Consider the following 12,098-nt stretch of genomic DNA (forward strand, 5'->3'; position numbering starts at 1 on the left):
CTTCCACTTGATGAGCATGATACATCGTATTTTGCAGCATCCGAAAGTATCCTTAACTTTTCAACTATCCGTTCTGACATGATGTAAAAATACTAATAATATTAGTATTTTTCCGGATATTTATAACAGATTGATACTCTTTTTTAGAGTATCCGATCTACTCTAAATTCAGTTCTATCCGAGGGGCGAAAAGGATATTCTAAAGGGGGGATTGCACCATTTGGACTTGCTTTTAATTGTTGTATATTGATTTCGAAATCCAACGGGTGTTAATCGCCGCTGATTACAGATAGTTTATATTTATTGTAGTATAGAAAATAATCATGTTTAGTTTAAAAGGAAAGTCAGCAGTTATTACAGGAGGAGGTAGTGGAATTGGCCGCGCTATATCAACACTTTTTGCAGAGCAGGGTGCGCATGTCCACATCCTCGAAATTAACGCAGATTCTGGTGCTGACGTGGTAAATGAAATTGTCGGAAAAGGAGGACAGGCTGCAGTATATTCATGTAATGTGACTGATCAGAGGAAAGTTGTATCTCTCTTTAATGAAATCGGGCGTATTGATATTCTGGTAAATAATGCAGGTATCGCCCATGTCGGAAAAGCCGATAATACTTCAGCAGAAGACTTCGAGCGTGTGTATAATGTTAATGTAAAAGGAGCGTACAATTGTCTGTACGCGGCAATTCCGATTATGAAACAATATGGAGGGGGTGCTATTCTAAACCTGGCCTCAATTGCTGCAATCGTTGGTCTATCGGACAGGTTTGCTTATTCAATGAGCAAAGGTGCTATATATGCTATGACTTTATCGGTTGCGAAGGATTATCTCAGTGATAATATCCGCTGTAATAGTGTTTCTCCCGCCCGCGTTCATACGCCATTTGTCGATGGTTTTATCGCTAAAAACTATCCCGGTAAGGAAGATGAGATGTTTGAAAAACTTTCCAGGAGCCAGCCAATTGGCCGGATGGCAAAGCCTGAAGAAATTGCATCTATGGCCTTATACCTGTGTTCGGATGAGGCCGCTTTCCTGACGGGATGCGACTATCCGGTGGATGGCGGATTTATTAAGCTGAATACTTAACCAAATCATTATGAAGAAGCTTGTATTCACAAGTACTTTTTTCGTTGCTCTTAAATGGACGAGGGTAGCGCGCTTAAATTTAAATAACAGCCTGAAGGCTTATTTATATAATTAACAAAATCGGAAATAGGAGCTACAGACAAGATTATCCAAAAAAATCCAGTAGAATTATGAAATTAATTAGATGGGGAAATCCCGGGGAAGAGAGAACAGGTGTTATCATAGACAATGTTAAGTATGATACCTCATCTTTTGGTGAAGATTACAATGAGGAATTCTTTGAGAGCGGGGGGCTAAAGCGACTCAAAGAATTTTTAAAGGCAACTGATGGCAATCTTAATATTGTTCCTGAAGATGTTCGTCTCGCGGCCCCATTCGCACGGCCATCTAAGATTCTGTGTATCGGACTCAACTATGCAAAGCACGCAGCCGAAACAGGCGCATCAATTCCTGCAGAGCCCATATTGTTCATGAAATCGACTACATCATTAGCAGGTCCTAATGATGATATTGTTATACCGAAAGATTCCGTGAAAACAGACTGGGAAGTTGAATTGGCTTTCGTAATAGGAAAGAAAGCAAGTTATGTTGCGGAAATTGACGCCATGAAATACGTTGCAGGTTATGTTATGCATAATGATGTTTCAGAACGCGAATTCCAATTGGAGCGCGGCGGCACTTGGGATAAGGGCAAGGGCTGCGATACATTTGCACCCATGGGTCCATTTATGGCAACCGTTGATGAAATTAAGGACCCCCATAATCTCAGGCTTTGGCTTAAGTTAAACGGAAAGTTACTTCAGGATAGCAATACAGACGATCTGATCTTTAATATTCCATTTATAGTTTCTTATGTGAGCAGATTTATGACTCTACTCCCGGGAGATGTTATTTCGACCGGGACCCCTGCAGGCGTGGGATTGGGATTGAATCCACCACTTTTTCTGAAAGCTGGAGATGTCATCGAGTTAGGCATCGACGGGTTGGGCGAAGCAAGGCAAGTAGCAAAAGCCTATGCTCAAAGTTGATCCGCAGATCTGATCCGGAAATGTAATTTAGTTTTTTAAGCTCGATGTAAATTAAGGTAGAGAATGTTATATTTAATTAGAAGGTGTATATACCAATTGAGTAAATTAGATTGCATTATAAACCGATCATGAGAAAAATCCTGTTTGTTATAATATACCTGGTGTTTGCTGGAAAGCTAACTGCCCAAACACAGTACAACGTGGTATTTATACTTTCCGACGACCACCGATATGATGCTATGGGCTTTATGGATAAGTTCAAAGGCTTGCAAACACCTAATATGGATATGATGGCCGCGCAGGGTGCGCATGTCCGGAATGCGTTTGTTGCAACAGCGCTTTGCTCGCCCTCACGAGCTTCAATATTGACCGGTCTATATCCACATGCTCACACGGTGGTGGATAATCAATCTCCGGTACCCGAAAACCTTAGGTTCTTTCCAGAATACCTCAAACAAAAGGGTTATCAAACCGCATTCCTTGGAAAATGGCATATGGGGACCGGAGGCGAGAAAAAGCAAAAGGGTTTTGACTATTGGGTGAGCTTCCGCGGACAGGGAGTTTATTATAACCCAACACTATTTGTCAATGGAGAAACAAAGGTTTTTAAGGATAGCGCATACGTCACCGATATCCTGACAGACTATGCGATTGATTTTTTGGATAAGAGAAATAAGTCTAAACCATTTTTTATATACCTGTCGCATAAAGGTGTACATGATGGATTTCAGGCCGCCAAACGTCACAAGGGAATGTATAAAAACCTTGTGTTCGAAGCTCCTCCCTCCATGTTTATCACCGCGACGGATACAGCAAAATACCAGGATCTTTGGAAGGAGAAAGGGGATTTAAGATCACAGGGAGGCTATCCTGTTAATCAGAGCGACATTCCCAACTGGGTTCGGAAACAGAGGTATTCCTGGCACGGTGTAGATTTCATGTACCACGGAGCAAGGACGTTCATGGACTTTTATCCGGCGTATCTGGAGACGCTGATGGGAGTTGATGAAAGCATAGGCACGGTAGTCAGCTATCTCAAAAAGAATGATCTGCTTAAGAATACGGTCGTTTTTTACATGGGCGATAACGGATTCAGTTTCGGGGAGCACGGCCTGATTGATAAACGCCATGCTTATGAAGAATCGATGCGAGTTCCACTGCTTGTTTATGCACCTTCTTTTATACAACCATCTACAAAAGTCGATCAGGTGATACAGAATGTAGATATCGCTCCTACAATTCTTGAAATGGCTGGACTTACGAAACCTGCCCATTTTCAGGGCAGTTCATTTCTTCCACTCTTGAAAAAACAATCCCTGGCATGGCGCGACCGTGCTTTCTATGAATATTACTGGGAGTACGATTTTCCGCAAACCCCATCTATGTTTGCAGTCAGGACCGAACAATATAAATACATCTATAATTATGGAATCTGGGATACGAACGAGTTATACGATCTAAAAGCAGATCCTTATGAGATGAATAACCTGATCAACAAACCGGAGCATAAACAGCGCGCTTTAGGTTTTAGAAAGGAAATTTTCAAGTGGCTTGAGCAAACAGGAGGGATGCAGATCCCCTTACGGCCTCTTGGAAATCAGAGTCGATCGGATCACATTTTTAAAGGAAGGTATTAAGGTATCTTCAGTTTAGGGATGAGGTTATAATTGTCACAGGCAGCGTAAAAGGCATTTATACTTTCCACAAGGTCGAGTCGGGCGGCTAAGTATCAATTATCAAGTTTCAAGTATCAAGTATCGAGAGAGGGGTTTTGCAAGTAAAAGAGATATCTCATTCAAAGGACGGCTAAATGAGTACCGGGACAAGTCTAGATACTTGATACTCACTACTATCTCTTCGCTTTCTTCAAGGCCCCAATTGTAATAAAATATTTTGCAATCATATTCGGTGCTTCCCACTCAGGCATTTTGCCGTTTTTAATATAATTTACTGCTACTTCTGTTGAATTGGTACGCTGAAATTTTCCGGGTTTCACTTCCCACTCATTGCCTTTTTTTACGAACTCTGTACCTGGGTACTGTTGTTGTAGTTTTTCCCCAGCAGCCTTTATTGAATTTTCAAATTCAGTAGGATTAGTACCCGCTAATGGTTTTATGAACAAAGTTGCTTTGTACTGTTCCGCCGCTCCCTGTCTGATCTCCAAATCCGCTTTTGTACCGCGCATCAAAGAATAATGAGTATCACTACTTCCGGCTGGCTCTTTGTAATTCCAGAGCACTGTCACTTTTGAGTGTATGCCTTTAAGTGTATAATTCATTTCTCCGTTTGAATAAACCGAAAGTATACTATCTTGTAGGTCCTTTTTTAGATACGGGGGATACCCATCGACTCTGGTAACCAGCTTGAATTCCGATGGACGCAGCTTTGTTGGCCATTCACGGGAAGAAATCATTTTAATGTCTGTTTTATAATTTAATGATTCTACCGGAAATGCCAGCCATTGATTAAGATCCACCAGGTGGGTGCTCACATCTACAATACCATGCCCTTGCTGATCTACGTCGAAGAACCAGGCCGGCCTGACACCGGTTTGCCCGGTTGGTCCTTTTAGATAATGATGAAGATTGGCCTGAACCAGGGTCGGGTTTTCCAAACTTCCTTTTTGAAGTGAACCAAATAAACCTGGCATCAGGGCGAGTTCTTTTTGCAGAATATTGCTGATGTCATACCGCAGGTCCATCGGATCAAATAATACCAACCCCTTACGTTTGGCAATTTCAAATGATTTTTTAAGCGCTTTAAAATCTGTAATAGCCATGGGCTTATCCGCTATCACATGAAAGCCGGCTTCTACCGAACTTCTTATATAAAGCGATTTCCTACTATTGTTTCCGGAAATGAGAACTGCATTTCCTTTCTTTTCAGACAACATTTTTTGGAGATAGTCCGGGCCTGTGTATACTACCAGTTTCCAATTAGTTGGATTGCTTTTTCTGGAATTCGCGCGTTCTATTGAGTTGATATACTGCTGAACATCAGGGCCTGCAGGCGCATAAACATGCACTTCAGGATCAATTTCGGGGTTTACCGATCCCTGCATAAAGGTTGCATGTCCGTGGCCGGGGTCAAGGATTATAAGTTTTACTGAAGCTTTAACGCGTGTGGCCGGGGCCTTGGTAATTATTGAAGCACTGTTCAGGACAAATATTGCAGATAGGACTATTACTACTACTAGTAACCTAAAGTTTGAAATTGTTTGGATCATATCAGTAAGTTAAATCACAATGAAAATAGGAATTAAATTTAGGTGTCTCGATATGGTTGGTTTTTATTTTTGGCTAATAAAATAATTGTAAATAATTTTTGAAACATTTGCCATCGCCGCAACGCCTGCTTTATCATCAATCAACTCCTTCGACAATAACACCAGTACGTATTTCCTGCCATCAGGAAGGTATACAATACCTGCGTCATGATTTACTCCAGTAATCCAGCCTGTTTTGTGTGCTACTTTCACGTCTTTCGGCAGGTATGCCGGTATTTTGTCATTAAAAGCTTGATCCAGTAAAATCTTGACCATCGCATCGGACGACTCTTTATCGACAATAGCCCCTTTGGCCATTTCATTGAAGATCACCATCTGATCATAGGCAGTGGTGGTGTTATTCATTCCCTTCTCATAAGCCTTACTGTCCTCAACACCTCGCAGAACCTGGATATCTTTGGCACCCATTTCCCGCATTGTTTTATTTACATTTTGTGCCCCGACCAGGTCAATTATAATATTCGTAGCGAGGTTGCTGCTTTTAATAATCATCAAATAAAGCAGGTCATAAACAGGGAGTTTGGTCCCGATTTTGGTATAAAGCACAGAATCACTGTCGTCTCCTGCGTTCAGCGAGTACGTGCTGCCATCCACAATACTTTTAAATTTATTCTTCACAAGGATCGGGTCTGTAATCTTAAATTTACCCGAAGCAGCTTGCTTATACGCTTCGATCAGTACCGGCGTTTTCATAGTACTGGCCGCATGAAAGTTTATTCTTTCGTTGATAAGTATCTCCTCCCCGGTTTGGACGTTCCTATATGCAAGGGCAAAGGTTCCTTTCTGTTTTGCAAATTCGGCCCGGATCTGTTCTTTTAACTGTTCCGGATTTGTTGAAGAGTTGGTGGAAGGAGAGATCATTATGGATAGAGTGATAAAAATAGCCGGTAGGGTGGTAGTCATAATATTTTGATATAATTAAAGATACAATTGTACTTTTAGGCTTTAACCCGTTCGATACAAAAATCTGGTCATGAAAATTAAACTTCTGGTAATCTTTAATCTGCTCCTTATTTCATCACTACATGTGATGTCTCAACCCGCAATCAACAGCGCTGCGGTTGAAAAAGTATGGGCCCAATATAATAAATATAAGGAACCTGCAATCACCAACAGGTTTATGAAACATGCCCAAATGATGCCTTTAATTCAAAAACATGTGGATTCGAAGTTTGTCAGCAGGGACGAAATTGGGAAGTCAGTCCGTGACAGAAGTATCAATCATCTAATAGCCGGGCGTGGCAAAACGAAGGTGATGTTGTGGTCTCAAATGCATGGCGATGAGTCAACGGCTACTATGGCACTGTTCGATATGTTTAATTTCCTGAGTGCCAAAGATGATAATGAAGGCTTAAGAAATTTAATACTCGATAATTTGGAGCTGCATTTTGTTCCGATGCTAAACCCTGATGGCGCACAGGCGTGGAAAAGGAGAAACGATCTGGAAATTGATATAAATCGTGATGCACGTATGCAGGTAACTCCTGAAGGCAGGGCACTTATGGAGTTGGCGAAAAAGCTACAGCCTCAAATAGGGTTTAACCTACATGATCAGAATTATCTTTATTCCTCTGGCCGCTCTAAGAACTCTGCCACCATTTCCTTCCTGGCCCCAGCCTATAACTACCCTAAGGACATGAATGATGTACGAAAAAGAGCTACGCAAATTATTTTATCGATGAATAAAGCCTTGCAAACTAAATCTCCGGGAAACGTTGCGAAATATAATGACGATTTTGACCCTCGTTGTTTTGGAGATACTTTCCAGGGGATGGGAATTTCAACTATACTCATTGAATCAGGTGGTTATTATCAGGACCCTGAAAAGCAATTTATTCGGAAACTTAACTTTCTTGCATTACTGAATGCTTTTGAATCCATTGCAACTGCTTCCTATGAGAAAGAAGATCTCAAGGATTATGATTTAATCCCGGAAAATGACAACTCCCTCTACGATTTATTCATAAAGAACGTGACTATATCGAAAGAAGGACATGAATTTAAAACCTATCTTGGAATCAACAGAACACAAATAAGAAATCCTGATAATTCAGGGATGACATATAGCGGCCGTATTGCGGAACTTGGTGATCAGGAATTAATGTTCGGTTATGATGAAATTGATGCAACGGGGCTTAAATTTACTCCTGCCAGAATAAAAACAATGACAAGGGCTGAATGGGATAAACTTAGCCCGAACCAGGAATTAGATTTGATTAAAGGCGGCTATCTTTTCGTTAAATGGTCAGATTCTAAGTCGCCTGTGGGGGCAGTTAAGAACCGGCTACTAAGCCTGACGAATAACAAGGAAAGTCCGGTAGAAGAAGCAGGAATAGGTCAAAGTGCCCATTTCCTTCTTACCAGGGACGGAAAGCCAGTATATGCAGTCGTTAACGGATATAAAGTCGATTTAGGTCAACCGGCAAAGGTTTTATCGAATACTTACGGCTATTAGTTTAGCACCGAGTTGTTTATTTAATATTTCTCGCGAATCAGAGTCATTATCCGAACCATCTCGTTACTAATATCTGCAGAAGGAATCAGGAAATTATTGTTCATGAATGAATATATAAACTTCTTCCCTTTTCGGGTAACAAGGTATCCGCCCTGAATACGAACATTAGACAATGTGCCAGTTTTTGCCCAAACAAACGGAACCCCATTGTCTGTTTTAAAGGCATTTCGTAATGTGCCGCTTACGCCTCCTACAGGAAACATGTTTAGGAGCCTTTTTTCATCTCCCACCTTATCCCTGACTTTGATCAACATCTTAACAATTGACCTGGGGCTAAAATAATTGTATCTGGATAATCCGGATCCATCCCGCCACTGGAAGAGGTCAGGGAGGTCCGTTAGAAAATTCTTAGAACTATGTTCTATTGCAGCATCAACACTCAGCTTGCCTGGTAATGTAGATGAGCAAAGATAAAGGATCTGCTCTGCGAGATAGTTATCGCTGGGAAGCATCATTCTTTTGTAGAGCGAATCAGCCGGTACACTGTACATTGTTTTAGCATTTTCAGGTAGTGCCATATTTGTAATATGTACTGGTTTTCCCAGAACCTCGATTAATGTTGCCTGGGTTAGCTCTGCGCCAGGTACCAGATATACAGTTTGTTTAAAATCGGCGGGCATACTCATAGCGGGGTAGCTGAAGGTATTTGTTCTTTCATCCCTTCTCACAGAAAAAGATTTTGGATGATAAGAAGTGTCCAATTTCAAATGGGCGTTTAAAAAATCTGGTTTCAGGCGCACTTTACCATCTGGGCCCGCGTAAGCCTGAGCAGTATTTTCCCCGACAGGCAGCGATACCATGGCAATTGTATAAATGGCAGATCCCATGAAATCATTACTTGCGTTGCTGTGGGAATAAAAAAGCTTCTTATCGGAGTTTTTTAAGAAATCATAAACTTTAGTCGATTTGAGATCAGGATGCAGCATCGAAGGATCTCCTGTGCCCCAGAAAATCAAGGAGTCGCCTTTGGTTATGTATCTTAAACCCGGGATAGAATCACCCAGCATATTGAGCGCGGTATAGAGTGTGATTATTTTTGTGTTGGAAGCGGGAATAGCAGGTTTATTGGCATCCAGTTCAAATAACATTTTTTCTTTCGCCGCTTCGTATAAAGCAAATCCGGTGTAATGATTATTGACGATCTCGGATGCCTTGAAAATCTTTCCAATCTTTCTTTTACTTTGGGCACTTAACTGGTAAATGCTTGTGATAAAAAAGACAAATGCAAGAAGGGTGTTTAGGGTGATAGTTTTCAATTTGCTGAGTTTTGTAATTAAAAGGGATTTGTCATGGCTAATAAGACACTGAACCGTTAAGTGTTTGAAAATCTCAACGAATATAGTTTTCTATCTTTTATAATAAAACAATTCGCTCACTGGCTCATACTCTGGCGATGGATTTTCTTCAAGAATCCGGATTAATGATTAATATTGTATCAATGCTCAGACGACTATTTTGTACCCTCTTTTTTCTTGCCCCACTTTGCGTTTTTTCGCAGGAAAGAATGCTTCCACGCGCGATTGGACTAAAAATCGGAGTTTTATCGCCCGGAAGCATAAATGCCATTACTGATGTTCCTGGTGTTAAAGTGGGACAGGAAACGATCATTAAAGGAGATTCTGTCAGGACGGGTGTAACAGCTATAATACCTCAACCAGGTAATCTTTTCCAGATGAAGCTACCCGCAGCTATTTTTAGTGGAAACGGCTTTGGTAAACTGGCCGGAAGCACACAAGTTCAGGAATTGGGCAACCTCGAAACGCCAATTGTCCTTACAAATACACTTGGTGTTGCAGCTGCGATGGAAGCACTCATAGATTATACCCTTTCACATCCCGGGAACGAGTCGGTACAATCGGTTAACGCGGTCGTAGGTGAAACGAATGACAGCTACCTAAATGATATACGCGGACGGCATGTAAGTAAGGCGGATGTGCTGAATGCCATAAAGAAAGCGAAGGAGGGCCCTGTAGAACAGGGTTCTGTTGGAGCGGGCACAGGGACAGTTTGCTTCGGCTTTAAAGGTGGCATTGGGAGTTCCTCACGTAAATTGTCTCAAAGTTTAGGTGGATACACGGTTGGGGTCTTGGTCCAGACGAATTTTGGAGGGGTACTTCAAATCGATGGGGTGCCGGTTGGAGAGGAGCTTGGTAAATTTTCTTTCAGCGATAAGCTGTTAAATAATGTAGATGGTTCATGTATGATGGTAGTGGCAACAGACGCGCCCCTTGATGCAAGAAACCTGGAAAGGCTCGCTAAGAGGGCATTTATGGGTATGGCCAAAACCGGAGGGATAGCGTCCAATGGTAGCGGGGACTACGTAATCGCGTTTTCAACCGCGGAGTCCATCCGGATTCCGCATCAGCCTCAGGCTCCCGTAAGTACTTCGGGCTTTCTCCATAACGATTATACATCCCAGCTATTTATGGCTGCCATTGAAGCTACTGAGGAAGCCATAATTAATTCTTTGTTTGCAGCTACGAATACTTCAGGCAAGTCATCGCGTTATGTGGAAGCGCTACCTCTGGATAAGGTTGTTCCAATTCTGAAAAAATATAAACGATTATAATATATATGTACGTACTGGTTAACGATTCCATAATTTCCGGAGAAGAAGCTACTTTAAAGATCACCGACCTTGCAATACAGCGCGGGTATGGAATTTTCGATTTCTTAAAAACCGTTGCGGGGAAGCCTATTTTTCTCGAGGATCATCTAGACCGCTTTTATAGTTCTGCTGAACAAATGCGCTTGCCGGTTAAGCAAAGCCGTCAAGATCTTACCAATAGCCTTGTGTCACTTATCGCTAAAAATAATTTATCCGAGTCGGGGGTAAGGATCACCTTGACGGGCGGTTATTCTCCAGATGGCTTTAACATCTCATCAGAATCAAATCTTTTTGTCACGCAAACGGATTTTGTGATCAACCGGGATTTTGATAAGTCAATCGGCCTAATGACTTATGAGTACCAGCGGCAGTTTGCCTCCGCTAAAACATTGGATTACCTCAAAGCGATTTGGTTGCAGCCTGTTTTGAAAGAGAAGGGTGCTGATGATATATTGTATCATGATAATGGTATGTTGCGAGAATGCCCGCGGGCTAATTTTTTCCTGGTGAATGAAAAGGATGAAGTCCTTACATCGAAAAGTAATATCCTTAAAGGGGTGACTCGCAAACACATCCTAAAAATGGGATCCCGGAACTTCAAAATTGATGAGCGGGAATTAACAATGGATGATCTGCGACATGCTAAAGAGGTTTTTATTACAAGTACAACAAAGAATATTTTGCCTGTTACAAAAATCGACGGAAGGCTGATTGGCGATGGGAAGCCAGGACCGGTTACGAAAGTGTTAATGAAGGAGTTTGACGGGTATATTTATGGTTAAGAAAGAACAAGGAACAAGGAGCAAAGAATAAAGACTACACTATCTCCATTAGCGCGGGACTTGTCCTTGCTCTTTGCTCTTTGTTCCTTAATCTACTTCCTCACCTTAATTATCATCTTCTTTACCACCCCACTTGCAATCATCGGTGCGTGTACATCCTCCGGGAAGAAAATTGCAAATTGATTATCTTTTAATGTGAAGTGCATGTCGGGCGCATCATCAAAAAACAACACATCCTTTTCTGTATTATACTCTGCTTTTGGAGAAACGCATTTGCTTCTGGGGCGCCATCCAATTACTTCCGGCCCTGTTATACAAAGTTGAATGTCAATGTTTTGGTTGTGACACTCAAATTTGGCTGCGGAATCTACTGCAGTCATACCCTCCTTTTCTGCAATAACACCTTTCAGGCCTTCAGAGATATCGAATTTGCCCGCTTCCAGCGATTTCAGATCCTGTGTGCTGATGTACTCAAAAGCTTTCTGAAAAAGCGGATGAACGCTGTAATATTTTGCAGCATTATCAAGTGTGTCTATGATCATAATTTCCTGTTTAAAAATCCGGTTATTAAAAACCCACCTATTTTATGTAGGTGGGCCCTTAAACTTATATAATTATTTATCTCTGAACTCGTCCCGAGCCATCGCCGCCAACTAATGCTTGTACATCTGATAACGTTGCGTGGTTAAGATCTCCGGGGATGGTGTGTTTTAACGCAGATGCAGCCACACCGAATTCGGCAGCGTCCGACATTTTCATTCCGGTAACTAATCCATATATGAAACCACTTG

General features: G+C 41.7%; 10 protein-coding genes. 6 read left to right on the top strand and 4 right to left on the bottom strand.

The window, feature by feature from the left end:
* The first annotated feature begins 323 nt into the window (after window positions 1–323).
* From WBJ10_RS09735 to WBJ10_RS09745, 3 genes are all read left to right on the top strand, one after another.
* On the top strand, window positions 324–1,088 hold the full coding sequence (locus tag WBJ10_RS09735) for an SDR family NAD(P)-dependent oxidoreductase (RefSeq protein WP_424289747.1): 765 nt from the start codon (window positions 324–326) through the stop codon (window positions 1,086–1,088).
* Window positions 1,089–1,258: 170 nt separating this feature from the next.
* On the top strand, window positions 1,259–2,116 hold the full coding sequence (locus WBJ10_RS09740; RefSeq protein ID WP_424289749.1) for a fumarylacetoacetate hydrolase family protein: 858 nt from the start codon (window positions 1,259–1,261) through the stop codon (window positions 2,114–2,116).
* 128 nt (window positions 2,117–2,244) lie between these two features.
* Window positions 2,245–3,753: a sulfatase family protein gene (locus WBJ10_RS09745; RefSeq protein WP_424289751.1), complete on the top strand. Its 1,509-nt coding sequence runs from the start codon at window positions 2,245–2,247 to the stop codon at window positions 3,751–3,753.
* Window positions 3,754–3,965: 212 nt separating this feature from the next.
* Here WBJ10_RS09745 and WBJ10_RS09750 read toward each other — a convergent pair whose 3' ends face one another.
* Window positions 3,966–5,342 (bottom strand): putative oxidoreductase C-terminal domain-containing protein, encoded by a 1,377-nt coding sequence (locus WBJ10_RS09750; protein WP_424289753.1) that lies wholly within the window; start codon window positions 5,340–5,342, stop codon window positions 3,966–3,968.
* A gap of 63 nt (window positions 5,343–5,405) precedes the next feature.
* Window positions 5,406–6,305: a serine hydrolase gene (locus WBJ10_RS09755; protein ID WP_424289755.1), complete on the bottom strand. Its 900-nt coding sequence runs from the start codon at window positions 6,303–6,305 to the stop codon at window positions 5,406–5,408.
* 70 nt (window positions 6,306–6,375) lie between these two features.
* Between WBJ10_RS09755 and WBJ10_RS09760 the strand changes: the two genes are divergently transcribed.
* Entirely contained in the window at window positions 6,376–7,857 is a 1,482-nt protein-coding gene (locus WBJ10_RS09760) for a M14 family zinc carboxypeptidase (protein ID WP_424289757.1), read from the top strand.
* A gap of 20 nt (window positions 7,858–7,877) precedes the next feature.
* On the opposite strand, the gene WBJ10_RS09765 is transcribed toward WBJ10_RS09760, so the two are convergent.
* Complete coding sequence (locus tag WBJ10_RS09765) at window positions 7,878–9,173, bottom strand: D-alanyl-D-alanine carboxypeptidase (protein ID WP_424289759.1); 1,296 nt, start codon at window positions 9,171–9,173, stop codon at window positions 7,878–7,880.
* A 182-nt stretch (window positions 9,174–9,355) separates the two neighbouring features.
* Between WBJ10_RS09765 and WBJ10_RS09770 the strand changes: the two genes are divergently transcribed.
* Both WBJ10_RS09770 and WBJ10_RS09775 read left to right on the top strand, forming a co-directional pair.
* Complete coding sequence (locus WBJ10_RS09770) at window positions 9,356–10,486, top strand: P1 family peptidase (protein WP_424289761.1); 1,131 nt, start codon at window positions 9,356–9,358, stop codon at window positions 10,484–10,486.
* A 5-nt stretch (window positions 10,487–10,491) separates the two neighbouring features.
* A complete protein-coding gene (locus tag WBJ10_RS09775; RefSeq protein WP_424289763.1) occupies window positions 10,492–11,307 on the top strand; it encodes an aminotransferase class IV in 816 nt (271 codons plus the stop codon).
* 92 nt (window positions 11,308–11,399) lie between these two features.
* Here WBJ10_RS09775 and WBJ10_RS09780 read toward each other — a convergent pair whose 3' ends face one another.
* Window positions 11,400–11,849, bottom strand: a complete 450-nt coding sequence (locus tag WBJ10_RS09780; protein WP_424289765.1) for a YhcH/YjgK/YiaL family protein — start codon at window positions 11,847–11,849, stop codon at window positions 11,400–11,402.
* Window positions 11,850–12,098 lie beyond the last annotated feature (249 nt).

The sequence above is a fragment of the Daejeonella sp. genome, assembly GCF_049655485.1.
Lineage (GTDB): Bacteria > Bacteroidota > Bacteroidia > Sphingobacteriales > Sphingobacteriaceae > Daejeonella.